Origin of the sequence: Amycolatopsis sp. NBC_00438 (genome assembly GCF_036026695.1) — a bacterium.
GTDB lineage: Bacteria > Actinomycetota > Actinomycetes > Mycobacteriales > Pseudonocardiaceae > Amycolatopsis.
Genome location: NZ_CP107923.1, coordinates 6,458,766 through 6,479,208 on the forward strand (window position 1 = coordinate 6,458,766; position 20,443 = coordinate 6,479,208).

Below are 20,443 nucleotides of genomic sequence, written 5' to 3' on the forward strand. Positions count from 1 at the left end.
GTGGCCGAAAATCTCGATCGCGTGACCGCTCGTGTCCTGTTGTCACAGGCTCCGAGTGGGTAGCTTTCTTCAGCATGACGAGTTCGGCGAAGGGGCCGTCGGTGCTGATCGTGGGCACCGGGTTCGGCGGCATCGGCACGGCGATCGAGCTCAAGCGCGCCGGTCTCACGGACTTCACGATCCTGGAGAGCGCGGCCGAGCCCGGGGGCGTCTGGCGGGACAACACCTACCCGGGTGCCGCCTGCGACATCCCCTCGCCGCTGTACTCCTACTCCTTCGAGCCGAACCCGCGCTGGCCGAAGCGGTTCTCGCACCAGCCGGACATCCTGGCCTACCTGCGCGGCGTCATCGCGAAGTACGGCCTCGAGCCGCACATCCGGTACGGCGCCGAGGTCACCGAGGCCGTGTTCGACGACGGCGTCTGGCGCGTCGTGACCAAGAGCGGCGAGACCTACGAGGCGAACGTCTTCGTCCCGGCCGTCGGGCAGCTGTCGCGGCCGGTCCTGCCCACCATCCCCGGGCGGGACCGGTTCGCGGGAGCCGCGTTCCACTCCGCGCGCTGGGACCACGACGTCGACCTGCGCGGGAAGCGCGTCGCCGTGATCGGGACCGGGGCCAGCGCCGTGCAGTTCGTGCCCGAGGTGCGCAAGCAAGCCGAACGGGTGACCGTCTTCCAGCGGACACCGCCGTACGTCCTGGCGAAGTCGGACCCGGCCTACCGCGGCTGGCAGCACTGGCTGTTCGAGCACCTGCCGCCGACGCAGCTGCTCGGCCGGCTGCGGATCTTCCTGCTCGCCGAGTACGCGACGTACGCGATGACGCGCCACCCTGTGCTGGCGAAGATGTTCGAGCTCCGGACCGCGCAGCTGCGTCGCCGGCACATCAAGGACCCGGCGCTGCGCGCGAAGCTGACACCGGAATATCCCTTGGGCTGCAAGCGGATCCTCTTCACCAACGACTACCTGCCCGCGCTGGCGCAGCCGAACGTCGACGTCGAGACGGCGCGGATCAGCGAGATCACCGAAAAGGGCGTCCGGACCGAAGACGGCGTCGAGCACGAGGTGGACGTCATCGTCTACGGCACCGGGTTCGCCGCGACCGACTTCCTCGCACCGGTCAAGGTGCGCGGGCCGGGCGGGCGGTCGCTGCAGGACGCGTGGTCCGGCGGCGCGCGGGCGTACCTCGGGATCACCGTGCCCGGTTTCCCCAACCTGTTCTGCGTCTACGGGCCGAACACCAACCTCGGCGCCGGGTCCATCATCTACATGCTCGAACGCCAGGCTCGGTATATCCGTCAGGCCGTAGAACGGTTATCCCGACCTGACGTGTCCGCGCTGGACGTCCTGCCGGAGGTCGAGCAGCGATACGACGACGAGGTGCAGGCGCGGCTGGGCCACAGCGTGTGGAGCGCGTGCACGAGCTGGTACCGCCAGGCCGACGGCCGGGTGACGACCAACTGGCCGGGCCTGGTCACCGAGTACGACCGCCGGACCAAGCGGTTCGACGTGGCCGACTACCGGGTGGTGGGCTGATGGACTACGACGTCCTGGTGATCGGCTCGGGCTTCGGCGGCAGCGTCACGGCGTTGCGGCTGACCGAGAAGGGCTACCGCGTCGGCGTACTGGAGACCGGCCGCCGGTTCGCCGACGACGAGTTCGCGAAGACGTCGTGGCGGCTGCGGAAGTACCTGTGGGCGCCGAAACTCGGCTGCTTCGGCATCCAGCGGCTGACGCTGCTGAAGAACACCTTCGTGATGAGCGGCTCGGGCGTCGGCGGCGGTTCGCTGGTGTACGCGAACACGCTGTACGAGCCCCCGGACAAGTTCTACGCCGATCCGCAGTGGGCGCACATCACGGACTGGAAGGACGAGCTCGCGCCGTACTACGACCAGGCGAAGCGGATGCTCGGCGTGGTCGAGAACCCGGCGACGACGGCCGCCGACCGGGTACTGCGGGACGTCGCCGAGGACATGGGCATCGGGCACACGTACCGCCGCACGCCGGTCGGCGTCTACTTCGGACAGTCCGGAGTGGACCCGTTCTTCGGTGGCGCGGGACCTCTGCGTCAGAAGTGCACACTGTGCGGCGAGTGCATGACCGGCTGCCGCGTCGGGGCGAAGAACACGACGGTGAAGAACTACCTCTACCTGGCCGAAAAAGCGGGCACCGTGGTGCATCCGCTGACCACAGCTGTTTCGGTCCGGCCGATCGAGGGCGGCTATGCGGTGGACACCGTCCGCACCGGGCGGTGGTCTCGCCGGACGTTCACCGCGTCACAGGTGGTGTTCTCCGCGGCTTCCCTGGGCACCCAGCGGCTGCTGCACCGCCTGCGCGACAACGGGACCCTGCCGGAGTTGTCGCCGCGCCTCGGGCTGCTCGCCCGCACGAACTCCGAAGCCGTGCTGGCCGCGCGGTCGCTGCGGGACGACACGGATTACACGCGCGGCGTCGCGATCACGTCGTCGATCCACCCGGATGCGGTGACGCACGTCGAGCCGGTGCGGTACGGGCGCGGCAGCAACTTCATGGGCCTGATGACGACGGTGCTGGTCGACGCCCAGACCGGCAAGCGGCGCTGGGTGCTGGGGGCGCGCGAGCTGTGGCGGCAGCGGCGGAACGTCGTCAAGCTGCACAACCCGCGGCGCTGGTCGGAGCGGATGATCGGGCTGCTGGTGATGCAGACGCTCGACAACTCCGTGACGACGTACACGAAACGCGGCCTGTTCGGCCGCCGCATGACGACCAAGCAGGGCGCGGGCGACCCGAGCCCCTCGTGGATCCCGGCGGGCCACGAGGTGACGCGCCGGGTCGCGGAGAAGATCGGCGGCCTCCCGCAGGGCGCGTGGACGGACCTGGCGAACATCCCGATCACGGGCCACTTCATCGGCGGCTGCGCGATCGGGGACTCGCCGGCCACCGGGGTGGTGGATCCGTACCAGCGGCTGTACGGGTACCCGGGCCTGCACGTGGTCGACGGTTCGGCGATCTCGGCGAACCTGGGCGTGAACCCGTCGCTGACCATCACGGCCCAGGCGGAACGGGCAATGGCCTTCTGGCCGAACGCCGGCGAGGCGGACCCCCGGCCCTCGCTGGGAGCGGAGTATCGGCGAGTGGCGGCGGTGGCACCCCGAAAGCCGGCGGTGCCCGCGGAGGCACCTGGCGCGCTAAGGCTGCCAGTCGTGCCCAAGTGAACTGATGGGCCGGTTCACACAGCCACAAGTAGTAGTCAGGAATCAGCCGTAGACCATCGATGATTACCTGACTCGGCGATGATTTGCCTGCGGCGATACCCGCCGATCGACACTCTCAGTAGTCCCGCTCCTGATCCCGTAGTCACCCGGGCGAGTCATTTCCGAATTTCGAGGCAGGACGTACCTGCCACGATGAATCTGCCGTCGGCGACCTGCACGCGCGTCTGCAACAGCTGCCGACCACGCGCGTACTTCCTCGATTGAGGATATCCACGACCAACGAACCGACGTGCGAAGCGGGCGACCGGCCGACTGGAGAACATCGTGACCAGCGCCGATGCCTCCTTTCTGCCATCGGGCGCCAGGTCTCGCGGAGCACATCGAATGATTCGACGATGACTCGGATCAACGAGCGGTACAGGTGCGATCCCGGCGACCTTCCCATTCCGCTCACAATCAGTAGGCAAGCACGCAGCGGACGCCACCCAGAAGAAGTATTGGTAGGGTGCAACATCTTCGCCGGCCCAAACGACTTAGCCAGGACACCGAGAAGACCCCCGGAGGTGATCACCACCGATCGATGGGCATCCGGCTGGTACAGCAGGCGGCGACACGCAGCAGACGATCAAAGGAACAGATTTCATGAGAGTACGGTTCGCCCAAAAAGCAGTAATTCTCAGAGAACGCGAACTGCTCCTGGTGCGAAAGAGCGATTCGGACCCGCACAACCCGAATCTGTGGGAACTACCCGGCGGCGGCCTGCAAGCCGCCGAGACACTGGACGACGCACTGCGCCGCGAGGTCTGGGAGGAGGTCGGACTCAAGGTCACCCCCGGTCGCCTCGTGCACATGTGGGAATGGGACATGCCCATCGGCGGCGAAACGACCAAGGTCGTTGCCGTGGCACGGTTGTGCGATATCGAGTTCGGCACGGTGAGCCGCGAGAACAACGACGCCGAGGATTTCATCTCCGATGTTCGCTGGATTCCCCTTTCCACCGCATCGGACCTACCCTTGATCGCAGATCAGGAATACACGATCAAAGAGGTCGCGAACTCGTTCACATAACCGACTCGAGGGGGAGAAGTTGACTCGCAAGAATCGGATCCTGATCTCCGGTTGGACGGCAGCCGGAAAAACGACTCACGCCCGCCTGGTGGCCGCCGAGCTCGGGTGGACCTATATCGGCATGTCTCACGTCATGAAGGAGTTCACCGCGATAAAAGACCTTCGCGACTGGACACCACAGCAGGACCAGCTTCGACGAAGCGATAGAAGCATCGACCTCAAGGCGGACGACCACCTGCTCGAGGTGGTTTCGAGCAGTTCCTCCATAATCGTGGACGCCTGGCTGCAACCGTGGTTGTACCGATCATCTTCGGCGATCCGGGTCTGGCTCGATTCCAGCAGGTCAGCTCGCGCGAAAAAATGTACCGTATCGTACCTGCGCGATCAGAACCTCATGCCTGAACGACAGGCAGCAAACATAGTGCATGACAAGGACGTCTTCGCACGAGAACAGTTCGCCAGGCTCTACGGCATCCGGTTCGGTTACGACCCTGCACTGTTCGACCTGCGCATCGACAATTCGACCTACATCGCGGATACCTCCATTTCGGCGTCCGACGCCGGGATCAGGGAGTTCCAGCCCGTACTCATGCGACGCCTTGAGTTCCTGCTCGAATCCGCCCGGGGCGGTGAAGAATGATGCGTCACACGGACTGCTTCATCTGCCAGGCAGTCCACAGCCAGGAGAAACGCTGGACTGATCACCCTCTGCTGCTGAAGCACGGACGCGGTTGCGTCCTACCCGGCGTGGGCGCCCTCGTGGCGGGCTACATCCTCGTATCACCCGTGGAACACGTGCCGAACCTGTGCTCCGCGTCGCCGGAGACCGGGTTCGCCGAGTTTCTCGGGCAAGTCCTCGAAAGTCTCGGCAGCCGCTGGGGAGAGGTGACCTACTGGGAACACGGAGGAGTCTCGGCCCCTTCGATCCCCACATCGGCGTGCGTGGATCACGCGCACCTCCACGTAGTACCGGGCTCCTACGACTTGCGACTGCCCACCGGCACGACCGTGTACGCGCCCGACGCCCCGGCAATGCTGGCGGAGCACTCGGCCGAGTGGCGAGGCCGACCTTATCTGATGCTGGGCTCGACCGGGAGCCCGTGTGCACTCGTCGAGGACGTCGGAGTTCCGCAGTACTTTCGGCGCCAGCTCGCCACGGCGATCGGAAAGCCGGACCTGTGGGACTACGCCGCGTTCCCCGGCGAAGCCAATGTCCGAGCCACGTTGACACTGCTTCGCGACTTCACGACCGAGGCAACGGAATGAAGTCGGAGCTCCTCCCCACGACAAAACACTACCGATGCGTCGACGAAGCCCTCGCAGACTCGACGATCTCCGCCATCCGAAGGAAGTTCGATTCGGTTCTCGAGAGCGGCGTACAGCGGCGCGGCCTGCCGGACGACATGCTCGCAGCGGGCCAGTACCTCGACCGCTTCGAATTCGAGCAGCGCGGCCTCTTCGGCACCGCCGCCGCGATTCTCGTGATCAGCAGCACGCCACACGTCGACAACGGCGTCCAGAAGCTTCAGTCGCTGGTGAACTACCTTCGCCACCGCGAGACGCTCGAGCCGAACCTCGCGCAGGATCCGGAAGAGGCGATCGAGACTTCCCGCCGGATAGCCGTGGAAAGACTCGACACCTTCAAGACCGCGGACGTCGTCTTCGCCCTCTCCCGAGTCCCGGTCATCGTGCTCGGACGTGACACCCACCTTCAGGCGCTGATCCAGCGCGTCATCGCCGCGCGCCTGAGCGGAGGAGGATGGGCCACCCGGCTCGACAACACGGGTTCGTTCGATCCGCTGGCGACGGCGCACACCCTGCGAGCCCTGACAGCCGCGTCCGTGCCGGTGAACGAGAACGACGTCGCGGCGCTGCTTCGACATCTCGACTCTTCTTCGATCGACGAGAATCCGTACGCGAGGATATTCGCGTTGACGGTCATCGCCACGATCAGGCTCAAGACCCGACGCGAATTCCTCGAAGAGGAGCACCGCAGGCTGGTCGGCACACTGCGCACCCAGATGTCCTCGCCGGCGGAGGCGAACTACGAGTACACCGCGGGCCGACGGCAGTACTACGTTCGCATACCGTGGCAGCTGTACCTCATCGAGTTGACCTTGCGCCTGTTCCCGTCGACGAAGTTCTTTTCCTTCCTGTGGCAACAGCACCTGCTCATGACGACGAAGATGATCGACTCCCCGACGGGGTTCACCTACCGGTCGTCGGGCGAGGCCCAGTCCACGCGAACACACGGGATCACCTGTGAACTGATGCGGCTGATTTCGGCGAGCTTGGACGCCGCGCCGCGGATGCGTTTTGTCGGCACGACGATCAACACCGCGACCCGGGTCGCCTACTCGCGCGTCACCAACTTCGTCCTGTGGCTGGCCGCGGCGGCGATGATCGGTTACACGGTCCTGACTTGGGCACTGAGCAATCAGCACAGCGTACTGGAACTGGCACCGAACTTTCTGGCGACGATGGTCTTGGTGCTGCTGCAGGTCGCGCTCGCGAGAATTCGCAAGTAACGACACTACTTGCGTTGTGCGAAAACTTTGACAAAGGCCGAATTCCGGCCGTACGCGACCCCCTCGAATTCGGTCACGCGCGCCGGACGAAATCCACTGCCGAGAAGCTCGCGCATGTACCCGGCCGAGAAGAAGTGGCGGACGTGGCCGTCCAGCCGGTACATGTCGTCCTCGATCCTGCTCCCCTTCCCGCACAGCGGGTCGGCGACGGATTTGCACAGCGCGACCAGGCGACCTTCTTCGGCGAGGAGGCGCGCGACCTCGCCGACGAGCTCGCGGGTCACGCTGTCCGGGAAGTAGTGCATCGACAGCCGGGCGTAGACCAGGTCGAAGGACTCGGGACGAAGATCCAGTGGCCGGGAAAAATCGGCCACGCGGAAATCCACACCGACGTCCGCGTGGACACTGGCGGCCCGACGGATCGCGACCGCCGAGAAGTCCAGTGCCAGCACATCGTGTCCTTCGGCGGCCAAATACGCCGCATCCGCTCCTGAACCACAACCGAGTTCGAGCACCCTCGACGGCACCGGGAGCGATCGAGCGGCTTCCATCGCCAACGATGACGGCCCGCCCGGGGTCTTTCCGATCTCGCCCCCGTTGTGCAGGTCGTCCCAATGCCGAATTTGTTCGGTCATCGGGTCCCGCTTCCGGCGGTCAGCTCCGTCGTCACCGCGACGTACGCGCGGATCGCTTCGTTCTCCTCCGCCGCGCGCCAGACCGGGACCGCGATCATCGGCGGGATGTCCGTCACCGGGACCACCGTCAGGCCCGGGAACGGGTAGCGCTCCAGCAGCGACAGCACCGTGATGTGCAGGCCGATTCCGCGCGCCACCAGGGTGAGCATGTCTTCGACGCCGATGCGGGTGCGGCCGATCAGCTGGGGGACGTCGTCCTGGGTGCGGGGGATCGGGCGGCCCGACGGGGTCCTTGGTGGGGCCCACTGGTCGCGGGCCACCGGGTTCAGCGTCTTGCTCGGGTCCAGCAGGCGGTAGTCCGCGATGTCCTCCAGGCTCACCGACTCCCGCGTCGCCAGCGGGTGGTCCTCGCGCATCAGCAGACCCCGGGGCAGGGACAGCAGCGGCGGGCCGGTGCGCAGGTTCGGCAGGTCGAACGACCGCGTGTCGCCGCCCGGGGACCAGTGCAGGACCAGGTCGAGGTCGCCCTCGGCGAGCAGGTCGTGCTCGTTCCAGCGGGCGCCGATGCGGGTCGGGGTCAGGCTCACCTCGCACGCCGGGTGGCGGCGCTCGAACTCCGTCGTCAGCCGGGTCACCAGGTCGCCGCCGAGGCTCGCGACGTAACCCACGCGCAGCTTGCCGCCGATCCGCCGGCCGGACACGCGGGTTTCGGCGAAGATCGCCGCCAGGTCCGCGACACCCGCGCGGGCGCCCGAACGCAGCCGCTCCCCCAGCTCCGTCAGCCGGACGCCGGTGTCGTCGGCCACCACCAGCGGGCCGCCGATCTCGGCCTCCAGCTCGCCGATCTCCTTCTCCAGCGCGTCCGCCGTGCTGCGTACGCGCCAGGCCGCGGACTCGAAGTCGCCTTCGCGCGCCACGATCAGCAACGTCGCGACGGCGCGGATCGCGGCCAGTTCCATCAGCGACCCCGTCCGCACCACCTCGCGCGCGGCCGGCGGCGGTTCCAGCCCCGGGTCGCCCGCGAGGATCCGCCGGTGCAGCCCGCGCAGCCCCGGCCCCGGGTCGGCGCCCAGGTACTCGGCCAGGCGACGGCGGATGCCCTCGAAGTGCGCGAGCGCGTCGGCCTGCCGCCCGCTGCGGTAGTAGGCGAGGATCAGCTGCGCCGCGAGCCGCTCGTCGAACGGGTGCTCGGCGGCCAGCCGCGGCAGCGTCGCCAGCAGCGCCGCGTGCCGCCCGAGCCGCAGCGAGACGTCGTGGCGGTCCAGCCGGGCCGCGTGCCGCTCGGCTTCCAGGCCCTCGCGGACGCCGGTCAGCCACGGCGAGTCCAGCCCGGCGAACGGCTCGCCGCGCCACAGCGCGAGCGCTTCGTCGAACAGCGCGGCCGCGGCGACGTCGTCCGACGCCGCCCGCGCCCGCGTCACCTTGTCGCGGAACCGGTGCAGGTCGACCGACGCCGGGTCGACGCGCAGCACGTAGCCGTGCGGGGTCCGCTCGATCGCGCACCCGGCGGCACGCAGCCGCGAAAGGTAGCTCCGGAGGGTCGCCGTCGCGCGGTGCGGCGGGTTGCCGCTCCAGACGCGGGTGACGAGCTGGTCCGGCGTCACCGGCCGGTTCGGGTCGGCCAGCAGCGCCGCGAGGACGTAGCGCTGGCGGGTGTGCCCGACGTCGAGGACGGCCCCGCCGGATTCGGCTTCGAGGGTGCCGAGGACACCGAACCGCATCGCCGACCTCCTCCCGAAACCTGTTCACACCCGCTCCGACCTGCGGATTCCATGTTTCCGCAACGATCACACACGGACCGTCCTGCAGTCTAGGTGGCGGGCGCGCGGCCGGGGGGTCTGCGCGTGCCGGCTGGGGGTGTCATGAAGGGGCCCTTCCGGACGAGCGTCCGGAAGGGCCCCTTCATGGCGTGTGCGTCACGGCAGGCCGGCGAGCCCAGCGGACACGGTGTTCGAGAACGCGTACCCGGCGGTCGCGTCCCAGTTGATCGACCACGTCATCGCGCCGCGGATCGTCGGGTAGGTCGCGGACGGCTTGAACGAGCCGCACGACGTGCCCTTGGCCAGGCAGTTCAGCGCCGCCACGGTGTTGGCCGGGGCCTGGTAGCCACCGCCCGCCGCCTGCGACGACGCCGGCAGCCCGAGCCCGACCTGGTCGGCGCGCAGGCCGCCCTGCAGCTGGATGCAGGCCAGCGCGGTCAGGAAGTCGACCGTGCCCTGGGCGTAGACGCTGCCGTTGCAGCCGAGCATGGTGCCCGAGTTGTAGTACTGCATGTTGACGATCGTCAGGATGTCCTTGATGTTCAGCGCGAGCTGGAAGTAGCCGCCGCCGGTGGACTGCATGTCGATCGTCTGCGGCGCCATCGTGATGACCTTGCCGCCGCCGTTGTAGATGCTGCGCAGCGCCTGGCCCATGTAGGTGGCGTTGACGCCGTTCTCCAGGTCGATGTCGACGCCGTCGAAGCCGTAGTTCGTGATCAGCGACTTGATCGAGTTCGCGAAGTTGTTCGCCGAGTTCGAGTCGCCGACGCTGATCGTGCCGTTCTGGCCGCCGACCGAGATGATCACCTTCTGGCCGCGCGCCTGCACCGTACGGATGTCGGCCTTGAACTGCGCGTCGGTGTAGCCGCCGAGCTGCGACGACAGGCCGGAGTCGAGCGTGAAGCTCACCGCGCCCGGCGTGCCGGTGGCATCCGCGAAGGACACCGCGATGATGTTGTACTTCGTCGGGACGTCGGCCAGCTTCAGCGCCTTCGCGCCGTTGTAGAAGTTCTGCCAGTAGCCGGTGAGGACGTGCTTGGGCAGGTCACCCTGGGTCGGCGGCGGCGTGGTCGTCGTCGGCGGGGTGGTCGTGGTGGGCGGCGTCGTCGGGGTGGTGGGGGTCGTCGGCGTCGGGGTGCCCGGGCCGTCGAGGTTGACGTCGTCGGCGAAGTAGGTCGGCTGGCCGTACCAGCCGTGCAGGTAGACCGTCAGCGACGTGCTCGCGCCGGTCGTGAAGCTCAGCGACAGCTGCGAGTAGCCGCTGGTGCCGGGCGTCCAGGTGCTGGTCGTCGCGGAACCGGAAACGCCCAGGTAGACGTAGCTGCCCTGCACCCAGGCGGACAGCTTGTAGGCGGTGTTGGCCGAGACGGTGAGCGTCTGCGAGCACTGTGCGTTGTCCGACGACGTCGGCGTCGCGCTCAGGGCGCGGCTGCCGCTGTGGACCGGGGTGCTCACCGCGGTCGGGACCGCGGTGCAGGTCCAGCCCGAGGTGCCGGACTCGAAGCCGGGGTTGGCGAGGATGTTGGCCGCCGAAGCGCTGCCGGCGAGCACGAACGTCACGCCGAGACACAGCGCGACCGCGGAAAGTAACGACAACAGGGCTATACGGGCTTGGGGGACCACGGGGCGACCTCCACTGGTCGTGAGGCAGGTCACCACAAAATGGACTAGACCAATCTCATTGTCAAGGAGCCCCATCCGAAAGTCGGGGTGGTCGGAACGGCAGAATGTGAGGATCGGATCCACCGAAGGCGAAGCAGGAGCGTGTTGCAGTGAGCGTGTCGGTCGAGCAGAGGATCGCCGAAGAACTGGGCGTGCGCGAAGGACAGGTCAAGGCCACCGTCGAGCTGCTCGACGGCGGTTCGACCGTCCCGTTCATCGCGCGGTACCGCAAGGAAGTCACCGGCATGCTCGACGACGCGCAGCTGCGCACGCTCGAAGAGCGGCTGCGCTACCTGCGGGAACTCGACGAGCGCCGGCTCGCCGTGCTCGATTCGATCCGCAGCCAGGGCAAGCTGGACGAGGCCCTCGAGGCGTCGATCCTGGCCGCGGACACGAAGTCGCGGCTCGAGGACATCTACCTCCCGTTCAAGCCGAAGCGCCGCACGAAGGCGATGATCGCGCGCGAGGCGGGCCTCGAGCCGCTGGCCGACGGCCTGCTGAACGACCCGACCACGGACCCGCACGCCGCGGCCGCGGTGTTCGTCGACGCGGACAAGGGCGTCGCGGACGCGCAGGCCGCCCTCGACGGCGCCCGCTCGATCCTCGTCGAGCGCTTCGCCGAGGACGCCGACCTCATCGGCGACCTGCGCGAGAAGATGTGGGGCCAGGGCCACCTGGTCGCCAAGGTCCGCAGCGGCAAGGAGGAGGACGGCGCCAAGTTCTCCGACTACTTCGACTTCTCCGAGCCCTACACCAAGCTCCCCTCGCACCGGATCCTCGCGATGCTGCGCGGCGAGAAGGAAGAGGTCCTCGACCTCACGATGCTGCCGGCCGAGCCGACCGACGAGCCGCAGGTCGGGCCGACCGACTACGAGACGCGCATCGCCGCGAAGTTCGGCGTCACCAACGAGGGCCGCCCGGGCGACAAGTGGCTCAACGACACCGTGCGCTGGGCGTGGCGCACCAAGATCCTGCTGCACCTGGGCATCGACCTGCGGATGCGGCTGCGCCAGGCGGCCGAGGACGACGCCGTGCGCGTGTTCGCCTCCAACCTGCGCGACCTGCTGCTCGCCGCCCCGGCGGGCACCCGCGCCACGATGGGCCTCGACCCGGGCTTCCGCACCGGCGTCAAGGTGGCCGTCGTGGACGCGACCGGCAAGGTCGTCGACACCCACGTCATCTACCCGCACCAGCCGGCCAACAAGTGGGACCAGTCGATCGCCGAGCTGGCCGCGCTGTGCGCTCGGCACAAGGTCGACCTCGTCTCGATCGGCAACGGCACGGCGTCGCGCGAGACGGACAAGCTCACCCAGGAGCTCATCAAGAAGCACCCGGAGCTGAACCTGACCAAGGCGATCGTGTCCGAGGCGGGCGCGTCGGTGTACTCGGCGTCGGCGTTCGCTTCGGCGGAGCTGCCGAACATGGACGTCTCGCTGCGCGGCGCCGTCTCGATCGCGCGCCGGCTGCAGGACCCGCTGGCCGAGCTGGTGAAGATCGACCCGAAGTCGATCGGTGTCGGCCAGTACCAGCACGACCTGTCCGAGGTCTCGCTGTCCCGCTCGCTCGACGCGGTGGTCGAGGACTGCGTGAACGCGGTCGGCGTCGACGTCAACACGGCTTCGGCACCGCTGCTGACCCGCGTCTCGGGCATCACGACCGGGCTGGCGGAGAACATCGTCTCCCACCGCGACTCGAACGGCCCGTTCCGCTCGCGGACCGCGCTGAAGGAGGTCGCGCGACTCGGGCCCAAGGCGTTCGAGCAGTGCGCCGGCTTCCTGCGCATCCCGGACGGCGACGACCCGCTCGACTCGTCGTCGGTGCACCCGGAGGCGTACCCGGTGGTGCGGCGGATCCTGTCGGCGACCGGCACCGACCTGCGCGCGCTGATCGGCAACACGCGGACGCTGACTTCGCTGCGCCCGGCCGAATTCGTGGACGAGACGTTCGGTCTCCCGACGGTGACGGACATCCTGGCCGAGCTGGACAAGCCGGGCCGCGACCCGCGCCCGGCGTTCAAGACCGCGACGTTCGCCGAGGGTGTCGACAAGATCGGTGACCTGAAGCCGGGCATGCGCCTGGAAGGTGTGGTCACGAACGTGGCCGCGTTCGGCGCGTTCATCGACGTGGGTGTCCACCAGGACGGCCTGGCGCACGTTTCGGCGCTGTCGAAGAACTTCGTGAAGGACCCGCGCGAGGTCGTGAAGCCCGGGGACATCGTCAAGGTGAAGGTGCTCGAGGTCGACGTGCCCCGGAAGCGGATCTCGCTGACGCTGCGGCTGGACGACGAGCCGGGTGCGCCGTCCGGCAACCGCGGCGGCGGTGGCGGCGGCGGTCGTGACCGGGGTCAGCAGGGCGGCGGCGGTGGCGGTGGCCAGCGCCGGGGCGGTTCCGGCGGCGGTCAGCGCGGCGGCTCGGGGGGCGGCGGCGGTGGCGGCCGGGGCGGCAGCTCGGGCGGCTCCGGCGGCTCCGGCTCGATGGCGGAAGCACTCCGCCGGGCCGGCTTCGGCAAGTAGGACCAGAGGTCCGTGAAGGCCACCTTGAGGGACTCTGAGTCCCTCAAGGTGGCCTTCACGGCCTGGGCGAGCGGGTCACTTCAGCGCGACCAGGCCCACCACGAAAAACCCCGCCGGGACCACGGCCGCCGACAGGCTGATCAGCCACGTCCCGCCGCGCCAGCCGGCCGGGGACGCGTCGAGCACCATCCCGCGCACGAGCGCCGCCTCGACGACCGCCGTCAGCAGGAACCCGAGGCCCACGCTGAAGATCGACGCCGCGCCGACGAAGAACAGGCCGGACGTCGACGCCGCGCCGAGCGGGGCCGCGACCTCCCAGCGCACCAGCCCGGCGCTCGCCGCGAGCAGGGCCAGCAGGAGCACGAACGCGACCAGGAACCCGACCCGCGCGCTCGTCTGGTGCTGGCCGCGGGTGAACAGCCAGAACCCCGCGTCGAGCGCCGCGACGACCACGGCCAGCACGACGAACCCGGCACGGAAAGTCAGCACATGATCACTCTAGTGCCCGGACGGTCGGTGCCCCGGCGTCACACGAAATGGGCTTCGACGCGGCCCAGCGCGCCGAAGTCGGCGACCACGTGGCCGCCGGCGTGGATCGGGCACGGGGTGGTCGCCGTTCCCGTCGTCACCACGTCGCCCGGGCGGAGGCGGTGGCCGGTGTGGGCCAGTTCCGTCGCGAGCCAGTGCAGCGCCAGCCTCGGGTCGCCCAGGACCAGGCCGCCGTGGCCGCGGGCGAACTCCTCGCCGTCGGCGTGCAGGACCACCGCGTGGCCCGGCAGGTCGAGGTCGCGCCAGCCCGGCACGGCCCGCCCTTCGACGAACCGGCCCGCGCACGCGGCGTCGGCCAGCAGCTGCGGGCCGCCCGCGTGCCGGTGGTCGGTGTAGCGGCTGTCCGGCATTTCGAGCGCGAGGAACATCGTGTCCACCGCGTCGAGCACCCCGCCCAGCGACGGCCCCGGGCCGGGGTCGGCCTTCATCCGGAAGGCGAACTCCGGTTCGGCGACGCCCATCGTCATCGTGTCGGCCGGCACCGGGGTGCCCTCGAGCTGGTGGAACCGCTCGAACAAGGCGCCCGGCAGCGGCCCGGGGACGCCGAGGTGCTGCTGGGCGTACGCCGTGGTCGCGGCGATCTTCCAGCCGCTCACCGGCCCCGCCAGCTCGGCCAGCGCCGCCTGCGCGGCCCGGCCCTCGGCCGCGTCACGCGGGCGGACGTCCGCCGGCAGCCCGTCCAGGCGGTCGCCGGTCTGCCACGCGTCCCAGAGCAGCTCCGCCGCCCGCTCGTGCTTCACGCTCGTGATCTTGCCAACCGGAACACCGGGTGTCGATCGGCTTCCGCCTCGAACGCCTCGACCGGGCCGCTGCCCTTGGCGTCGAAGTAGGGCGCGGTGACCGGGATCTGCCGGACGTAGGCCCGCAGCACCGGCGCAGCGGTGGCGGCGTCGGCCTCCTCGACCTCCCACGTCTCCCGCTTGCCGCCGCGCCGCAGCCGCGCGACGGGCTCCGCGCGCAGGTTGTGCACCCAGGCGACGGCGCCGTAGGGCGCGACTAGCCAGCGGTCGCCGCCGGCCTCGACGACGTTGACCGGCGTCGTGCGGTCCGCACCGCTCTTGCGGCCCTTCGTCGTCAGCAGGACGCCGCCCTTGCCCGCGGCCGGGACGCCGCGGGCCAGCAGCGGCTTCACCAGCGCGTTGACGGACTTCCGCAGCGTGCCCAGCCGGTACTCCCTGGCCATCATGGGTGCATAGCGTAGGCCCCGGAGAGGTCCCGCACCCGCGCCCAGACGCCGTCGAAGCGCTCGGCGTCGACGACGGGCTTGCGCAGCGCCGCCAGCGCGATGGCCTGCTGGGCCTCGGTCGAGCTCGGCTTCCCGTTCAGGTCCACCGCCGCGAGGCTGAAGTCCTGCACCAGCACCGCGAAGATCTGGTCGACGACCTGCTCGTCGAGCCCGGTGATGCCGGCCTGCTCCAGGACCAGCTGGCCGTAGACGACGAGCGTGAACAGCTCGGTGAGCGCGAGCCCGAAGTCGAGGTCGGCCTGCTGGGCCTCGTCCGGCGTCGCCTCCGTGAGCAGCTTGACCAGCGCGCCGGCCTGCTCGGTGAACAGCGCGACGTTCGGGATGTGCGACGCCTGCGCGTACGCGGCCTTCCAGTCGTGGAACCGGACCTTCGACAGCCCGCGCGCCGGGCCCTGGCGGAAGAGGAACTCGTCGTCCGCGGCGTCGGTGCGGGTCGGCACCGGCGCGTACTCCTGCGGCGCGAACAGGTAGGCGGGCATGAACTTCGCGATCAGCGCGAGGTTCACCGCGACCGTGCCCTCGAGCTTCGGCAGGCCGTCGATGTCGTTCTTCGCCATCGCGAGGTAGGTGTCGGCCTCGAAACCCTTGGCCGCCACGACGTCGGCGACCAGGCCGATCACCTTCTGCGCCTCGGTGGTCACCTTCATCTTGGTGATCGGGTTGTAGAGCAGGTAGCGGCGGTCCTCGGCGGTGGCGCTGCGGAAGTAGTCGACGGCGCGATCGGAGAACAGCTTCATCGCGGTCAGCCGCGCGTAGGCCTCGACGAACTCGCGGCGCACGTGCGGGAAGTTCGTCACGGGCTTGCCGTAGAGGACGCGGTTGTGCGCGTGGGTGATGGCCTCGTACAGCGAGTGCGTCGCCATGCCGATGCCGCCGAAGCAGAGGTTGAACTTGCCGATGTTGACCGTGTTCAGCGCGGCGCTGAAGGCCTCGGCGCCGACGTGCAGGATGTCCTCGGCGTGCACCGGGTAGTCCTCGAGCCGGAACTCGGCGACGTACATCTGCGACGGCACGACGTTCTTGACCACGTGGTAGTCCGGGTGCTCGGCGTCGGCGTAGAAGAAGACGTACTGGTCCGGGCCCTCGACGCCGTCGATCCGGCCGAACACCGCGACCGTGCGGGCGACGTTGCCGTTGCCGATGTAGTACTTCGAGCCGGTGGCGCGGTAGCCGTCGCCGTCCTTGGTGAGCACCATGTCCGAGGAGTAGATGTCGGCGCCGTGGTCCTTTTCGGACAGTCCGAACGCGCCGACGCCGCCGGCGTCCAGCGCGTCCGCCGCGCGCTTGCGGGCGACGTCGTTGCCGCTCTGCCACACCGGGCCGAGGCCGAGGATCGTGACCTGCCAGGGGTACCAGTAGTTCAGCCCGTAGAACCCGAGGATTTCCGACAGCGCGGCGACGCGGCTGGTGTCCCAGCGCTTGTCGGGGTTGCCGTCGGCGTTCGCGGCGGGCGTCAGGAAGGTCGAGAAGAGGCCTTCCTTGCCGGCGAACTCGAGGAAGTCCGCGTAGAAGGTGCGGGCGTGGTAGTCCTCGGCCAGCTTCGCCTTGCCACGCTGCTCGAACCAGTCGATGGTGGCCCGGAGCAACCGGCGCGTTTCCGCGTCGAAGTGGGCCGGGTCGTACTCGTGCGGGTTCAGCAACATGGGTGAGCCTCCTCGATTACCGACCGGTAACTTAGCAAGGCGATCCGAGTGCGGGCAATCTCACTAGGGGTACGTCACTCGCGTTGGGTACACTGATCTTGCGGGCCGCTCAGTTCTGCCTCGGCCCGCTGCTGTTGTCGACTACCACGCGCCGCGGCCGTTGACCGGTCTGCGCCGGGCAGGACAACCCTTCTCAGGTAACGGAGACCAGGGCGCCCCTGCGCCCGCATGCACTTATGACCACTTTCGCTGAACTCGGCCTGCCCACCGCCATCGTGGACGCGCTGGCCGCCCAGGGCGTCACCGAGCCCTTCCCGATCCAGGCGGCGACCCTGCCGCACACCCTCGCCGGGCGTGACGTGCTCGGCCGCGGCCGGACCGGCTCCGGCAAGACCTACGGCTTCGTGCTGCCGCTGCTGGCGCGCCTCTCGGCGGGCCCGACGCGGCGCAGGCCCGGCCGTCCGCGCGCGCTGATCCTGGCGCCGACCCGTGAGCTCGCGACGCAGATCGAAGCGTCCATCCTGCCGCTCGCCAAGCCGCTCGGCCTCAAGACGACCACCATCTTCGGCGGCGTCTCGGCCAACCCGCAGATCACCCGGCTGCGCGACGGCGTCGACATCGTCGTCGCCTGCCCCGGCCGGCTCGCCGACCACATGCGCTCCGGGCACGTCAAGCTCGACGCCATCGAGATCACCGTCCTCGACGAGGCCGACCACATGGCCGACCTGGGCTTCCTGCCCGAGGTGCGGCGGATCATGGACGCGACGCCGTCGCGCGGGCAGCGGATGCTGTTCTCCGCGACCCTGGACAACGGCGTCGACGTGCTGGTCAAGCGCTTCATGACCGACCCGATCACGCACAGCGTCGACTCGGCGCAGTCGCCGGTCTCGACCATGGAGCACCACGTGCTGCACCTCGAGGAGACCCACCGGCTGCCGGTGCTGGTCGACCTCACCGCGGCGCCGGGCCGCACGCTGGTGTTCACCCGGACGAAGAGCCGCGCGAAGGCGCTGACCCGCAAGCTCGTGGCGTCGGGTGTCCCGGCCGTCGAGCTGCACGGCAACCTCGGCCAGAACGCGCGCACGCGCAACCTCGAGGCGTTCTCCTCGGGCGCGGCCAAGACGCTGGTCGCGACGGACATCGCGGCACGGGGCATCCACGTCGACGACGTCCGCCTGGTCATCCACGCGGACCCGCCGGTCGAGCACAAGGCGTACCTGCACCGCTCGGGCCGCACCGCGCGCGCCGGCGCGTCCGGCACGGTGGTCACGCTGATGACCGACGCGCAGGTCCGCGACGTCCGCGACCTCACCCGCAAGGCCGGCATCAAGCCGACCACCACCCAGCTCGGCCCGGGCCACCCGCTGCTGGCGGAGCTGGCCCCGGGCGAGCGGTCGTTCACGGCGTCCCCGAAGAACCCGCCGGTGGACAACCGCCCGAAGAAGGTCACGGCCTCCGGCGCCGCACCGGGCACGGGCCGCGGCCGGCGCGGCGGCGCCCCGGCCACCCCGAAGGAGAACCGCGGCGGCGAGCGCTCGCGCGCGGCAGCGGCCCAGTCCCGCCGCGACGACCAGCAGCCCCGCTCTTCCGGAGGAGGCCGCCGTGGCGGTGCCCCGGCCGGTTCGGGCGGTTCGCACCGCTCCGCCGCCCCGGCGGGTTCCGGCGGCACGGGCAACCCGGGCGGCGCACGCCGTTCCGGCGCCCCGGCCGCGGCGAACAAGTCCGGCGGCGGCCGCCGCGGTGGCACTCCCGCGGCCGGCGCGGGCGCCGGTGCCGGTCGTTCCGGCGGCGCGGCGGCGTTCTCCTCGGGCACCCGAGCGGGCGCCCGCCGAGGCCGCTGACGGCTTCGCACTTAGCTGACGACACGACCCCCGGGCGCTCTGCCCGGGGGTCCTGTCGTTCCCGAAGTGCGCGAGCAGGCTCCACAAGAGCGCGCGTGACTCCGGCATCCGGCTACGGATCAGCAGGGCCGGAGTTTCAAGCCCTTTGCGATGCGGTGGCCGACGTACCGACCTTTGCCGCCGGCGGGTGCGGCGATCACCGGCACCGGGCAAGCGCTCGTGGCATGCTCTCGCCATGGAGGACACGGAACTGGTGCAGACCGGGATCGGCCTGCTCGCGTCGGTCTACCGGCTTCGGCAGAACCTGCGGGACGGTAACGACGAGTCCGGCTCGAGCGGGTATCCGGAGCTGCTCGAAGGCGCGTTCGACTTCACCATGACGGCGGACATGAACGTCCCGGCGGAGCACGTCGCCGATGTGCAGCACATCGTCAACCAGGCCGTGGACCAGCTGGCTCATCGGCAGGAGGCCGTGATGCGCGGGCTGCTGATGGGGTTCGTCAAGATCGTCGAGGCGTTCGAGGAAGAGCAGCCCGAGCCCGACGTCCTGGAAGTGCTCCAGCAGCTCTCGCTCGAGGTGGCCACTAGCCCGCCCGAGGACTGACGGCCGGGTGGGTCAGGATCCGGCCCGTCCGGGGGCCGGCTCGGACCGCGTCGAGGCCGTGCCACTCCTGGGCCACCAGGTACAGCGTGTCCTCGCTCAGCGCGCACGCGAAGCACCCCAGGTCCAGCTCCACCCGCTCCAGGACTTCGCCGCCTTCGCGTACCCGCGTGCACGACTTGCCCGGGACGTCCGCCACCCAGATCGCGCCCGACGCGTCCAGCGCGATGCCGTCCGGGACGCCGTCGCCGAGGTCCGCCCACACCCGGCGGTCACGCAGGGAGCCGTCCGGCCGCACGGTGAACGCCGTCAGGCGGTTCGCGTACGACTCGGCCACCACCAGGGTCGCGCCGTCCGGGGTCAGGGCCATGCCGTTGCCGAACGCGATGCCGTCCGCGACCTCGCGGACGTCCCCCGAAGGGGAGACGTACTTGACCACGCCCGGCCGGTAGGCCTCCCCCGCCATCAGGTCGAAGCCGCCGCCGTTGACGTAGCAACCGCCATCCGGAGCCACCACGATCTCGTTGAAGCCGGTCGAGCCCAGGTCGGCGTGGGTGGCCAGGGAGCCGTCCCCGGACAGCCGCAGCAGCAACCCCTGCGACGACGAGACGATCAGCGGGTCGCCGCCGAGGAAGTCGAAGCACATCGGCATCGTCGGGAAGTCCGCGCGGAACACGACCTCGCGCTCCCCCGCCGGCGTGACCGCGACGATCTCGTGCGCCAGCCAGTCGGCGAACCACAGCCGGCCGTCGTGCCAGCGCGGGGACTCGCCGAACGCGATCCCGCCGGTCAGCACCCCGGTCATCGCCACACCCCCAGCACCAGCGCCACGACCACGATCTTCACGAGCCAGTCGCCCGCGTGCAAGGCGGCCAGCCGCACCGGCACGTTCTCGTGCAGCACCGAACCGGCCAGGAGCAGCACCGGGAAGCCCACCCAGAGCACCAGCGCCAGGCCGAGCGCACCCGCGACGCCGTCGACGCCGATCGCGGCGGTCAGCCCGGCGAACACGATGACCAGGGCCAGGGTCCGGACGAACTCCGCGGCCATCTTCCACGGCGCGGGACGCTCGGCGGCCGCCGTGCTCAGACCGGCCCACACCCGGCCGAACGCCGTGTACCAGGCGGAACTCACCACGAACCCCGCCACCGAAGCCACCAGCACAGCCACGACACCCATCGCAATCTCCTTCGCGTAGGACCTGCTT

18 protein-coding genes are annotated in these 20,443 nt (G+C 69.6%); 9 read left to right on the plus strand and 9 right to left on the minus strand.

Annotated features, from left to right (window positions below; all coding sequences use genetic code 11):
* Nucleotides 1-74: 74 nt before the first annotated feature.
* The 6 genes from OG494_RS28890 to OG494_RS28915 all read left to right on the plus strand — a co-directional run bounded on the left by OG494_RS28890 (nucleotide 75) and on the right by OG494_RS28915 (nucleotide 6,786).
* Nucleotides 75-1,532, plus strand: coding sequence for a flavin-containing monooxygenase (locus tag OG494_RS28890; RefSeq protein ID WP_328443976.1), 1,458 nt, complete (start codon nucleotides 75-77; stop codon nucleotides 1,530-1,532).
* Nucleotides 1,532-3,190, plus strand: a complete 1,659-nt coding sequence (locus tag OG494_RS28895) for a GMC family oxidoreductase (RefSeq protein ID WP_328443978.1) — start codon at nucleotides 1,532-1,534, stop codon at nucleotides 3,188-3,190. The genes OG494_RS28890 and OG494_RS28895 overlap by 1 nt, the downstream gene beginning before the upstream one ends.
* A gap of 642 nt (nucleotides 3,191-3,832) precedes the next feature.
* On the plus strand, nucleotides 3,833-4,258 hold the full coding sequence (locus tag OG494_RS28900; protein ID WP_328443980.1) for an NUDIX hydrolase: 426 nt from the start codon (nucleotides 3,833-3,835) through the stop codon (nucleotides 4,256-4,258).
* Between the two features lie 19 nt (nucleotides 4,259-4,277).
* Complete coding sequence (locus OG494_RS28905) at nucleotides 4,278-4,898, plus strand: cytidylate kinase family protein (protein WP_328443982.1); 621 nt, start codon at nucleotides 4,278-4,280, stop codon at nucleotides 4,896-4,898.
* A 107-nt stretch (nucleotides 4,899-5,005) separates the two neighbouring features.
* Entirely contained in the window at nucleotides 5,006-5,524 is a 519-nt protein-coding gene (locus OG494_RS28910) for a hypothetical protein (protein WP_328443984.1), read from the plus strand.
* On the plus strand, nucleotides 5,521-6,786 hold the full coding sequence (locus OG494_RS28915; protein ID WP_328443986.1) for a hypothetical protein: 1,266 nt from the start codon (nucleotides 5,521-5,523) through the stop codon (nucleotides 6,784-6,786). Before OG494_RS28910 ends, OG494_RS28915 begins: the two co-directional genes overlap by 4 nt.
* Nucleotides 6,787-6,791: 5 nt before the next feature.
* Here the strand turns inward: OG494_RS28915 and OG494_RS28920 are convergent, their stop codons facing one another.
* The 3 genes from OG494_RS28920 to OG494_RS28930 form a co-directional block, all read right to left on the minus strand.
* Complete coding sequence (locus tag OG494_RS28920; protein WP_328443988.1) at nucleotides 6,792-7,421, minus strand: class I SAM-dependent methyltransferase; 630 nt, start codon at nucleotides 7,419-7,421, stop codon at nucleotides 6,792-6,794.
* Nucleotides 7,418-9,142, minus strand: coding sequence for a BTAD domain-containing putative transcriptional regulator (locus OG494_RS28925; protein ID WP_328443990.1), 1,725 nt, complete (start codon nucleotides 9,140-9,142; stop codon nucleotides 7,418-7,420). Before OG494_RS28925 ends, OG494_RS28920 begins: the two co-directional genes overlap by 4 nt.
* A gap of 195 nt (nucleotides 9,143-9,337) precedes the next feature.
* Entirely contained in the window at nucleotides 9,338-10,804 is a 1,467-nt protein-coding gene (locus OG494_RS28930; RefSeq protein WP_328443992.1) for a chitinase, read from the minus strand.
* Between the two features lie 149 nt (nucleotides 10,805-10,953).
* On the opposite strand from OG494_RS28930, the gene OG494_RS28935 reads away from it, so the two are divergent.
* Nucleotides 10,954-13,356 (plus strand): Tex family protein, encoded by a 2,403-nt coding sequence (locus tag OG494_RS28935; RefSeq protein ID WP_328443994.1) that lies wholly within the window; start codon nucleotides 10,954-10,956, stop codon nucleotides 13,354-13,356.
* Nucleotides 13,357-13,431: 75 nt separating this feature from the next.
* On the opposite strand, the gene OG494_RS28940 is transcribed toward OG494_RS28935, so the two are convergent.
* Genes OG494_RS28940 through OG494_RS28955 form a run of 4 tightly spaced genes read right to left on the minus strand, consistent with a single transcriptional unit; the run spans nucleotide 13,432 to nucleotide 16,794 of the window.
* Nucleotides 13,432-13,845: a hypothetical protein gene (locus OG494_RS28940; protein ID WP_328443996.1), complete on the minus strand. Its 414-nt coding sequence runs from the start codon at nucleotides 13,843-13,845 to the stop codon at nucleotides 13,432-13,434.
* Between the two features lie 38 nt (nucleotides 13,846-13,883).
* Nucleotides 13,884-14,645 (minus strand): 2-keto-4-pentenoate hydratase, encoded by a 762-nt coding sequence (locus tag OG494_RS28945; RefSeq protein ID WP_328443998.1) that lies wholly within the window; start codon nucleotides 14,643-14,645, stop codon nucleotides 13,884-13,886.
* A complete protein-coding gene (locus OG494_RS28950; protein WP_328444000.1) occupies nucleotides 14,642-15,091 on the minus strand; it encodes a nitroreductase family deazaflavin-dependent oxidoreductase in 450 nt (149 codons plus the stop codon). Before OG494_RS28950 ends, OG494_RS28945 begins: the two co-directional genes overlap by 4 nt.
* Nucleotides 15,088-16,794, minus strand: a complete 1,707-nt coding sequence (locus tag OG494_RS28955; RefSeq protein ID WP_328444002.1) for an acyl-CoA dehydrogenase — start codon at nucleotides 16,792-16,794, stop codon at nucleotides 15,088-15,090. Before OG494_RS28955 ends, OG494_RS28950 begins: the two co-directional genes overlap by 4 nt.
* A gap of 236 nt (nucleotides 16,795-17,030) precedes the next feature.
* Between OG494_RS28955 and OG494_RS28960 the strand changes: the two genes are divergently transcribed.
* Entirely contained in the window at nucleotides 17,031-18,635 is a 1,605-nt protein-coding gene (locus OG494_RS28960; protein WP_328444004.1) for a DEAD/DEAH box helicase, read from the plus strand.
* 235 nt (nucleotides 18,636-18,870) lie between these two features.
* Nucleotides 18,871-19,239 carry a hypothetical protein gene (locus OG494_RS28965; RefSeq protein ID WP_328444006.1) on the plus strand — a complete coding sequence of 123 codons (369 nt, stop codon included), beginning with the start codon at nucleotides 18,871-18,873 and terminating at the stop codon, nucleotides 19,237-19,239.
* On the opposite strand, the gene OG494_RS28970 is transcribed toward OG494_RS28965, so the two are convergent.
* Nucleotides 19,220-20,041, minus strand: coding sequence for an SMP-30/gluconolactonase/LRE family protein (locus tag OG494_RS28970; protein WP_328444008.1), 822 nt, complete (start codon nucleotides 20,039-20,041; stop codon nucleotides 19,220-19,222). The genes OG494_RS28965 and OG494_RS28970 overlap by 20 nt on opposite strands.
* Nucleotides 20,038-20,415, minus strand: coding sequence for a DUF1761 domain-containing protein (locus OG494_RS28975; RefSeq protein WP_328444010.1), 378 nt, complete (start codon nucleotides 20,413-20,415; stop codon nucleotides 20,038-20,040). The genes OG494_RS28970 and OG494_RS28975 overlap by 4 nt, the downstream gene beginning before the upstream one ends.
* Between the last annotated feature and the right edge of the window lie 28 nt (nucleotides 20,416-20,443).

Excerpts from the sequence above, each read along its gene's own strand:
- OG494_RS28890 (WP_328443976.1), top strand. The coding sequence starts at position 75 with ATGACGAGTTCGGCGAAGGGGCCGTCGGTGCTGATCGTGGGCACCGGG.
- OG494_RS28895 (WP_328443978.1), top strand. The coding sequence starts at position 1,532 with ATGGACTACGACGTCCTGGTGATCGGCTCGGGCTTCGGCGGCAGCGTC.
- OG494_RS28900 (WP_328443980.1), top strand. The coding sequence starts at position 3,833 with ATGAGAGTACGGTTCGCCCAAAAAGCAGTAATTCTCAGAGAACGCGAA.
- OG494_RS28915 (WP_328443986.1), top strand. The coding sequence starts at position 5,521 with ATGAAGTCGGAGCTCCTCCCCACGACAAAACACTACCGATGCGTCGAC.
- OG494_RS28920 (WP_328443988.1), bottom strand. The coding sequence starts at position 7,421 with ATGACCGAACAAATTCGGCATTGGGACGACCTGCACAACGGGGGCGAG.
- OG494_RS28925 (WP_328443990.1), bottom strand. The coding sequence starts at position 9,142 with ATGCGGTTCGGTGTCCTCGGCACCCTCGAAGCCGAATCCGGCGGGGCC.
- OG494_RS28950 (WP_328444000.1), bottom strand. The coding sequence starts at position 15,091 with ATGATGGCCAGGGAGTACCGGCTGGGCACGCTGCGGAAGTCCGTCAAC.
- OG494_RS28955 (WP_328444002.1), bottom strand. The coding sequence starts at position 16,794 with ATGTTGCTGAACCCGCACGAGTACGACCCGGCCCACTTCGACGCGGAA.
- OG494_RS28960 (WP_328444004.1), top strand. The coding sequence starts at position 17,031 with ATGACCACTTTCGCTGAACTCGGCCTGCCCACCGCCATCGTGGACGCG.
- OG494_RS28965 (WP_328444006.1), top strand. The coding sequence starts at position 18,871 with ATGGAGGACACGGAACTGGTGCAGACCGGGATCGGCCTGCTCGCGTCG.
- OG494_RS28970 (WP_328444008.1), bottom strand. The coding sequence starts at position 20,041 with ATGACCGGGGTGCTGACCGGCGGGATCGCGTTCGGCGAGTCCCCGCGC.
- OG494_RS28975 (WP_328444010.1), bottom strand. The coding sequence starts at position 20,415 with ATGGGTGTCGTGGCTGTGCTGGTGGCTTCGGTGGCGGGGTTCGTGGTG.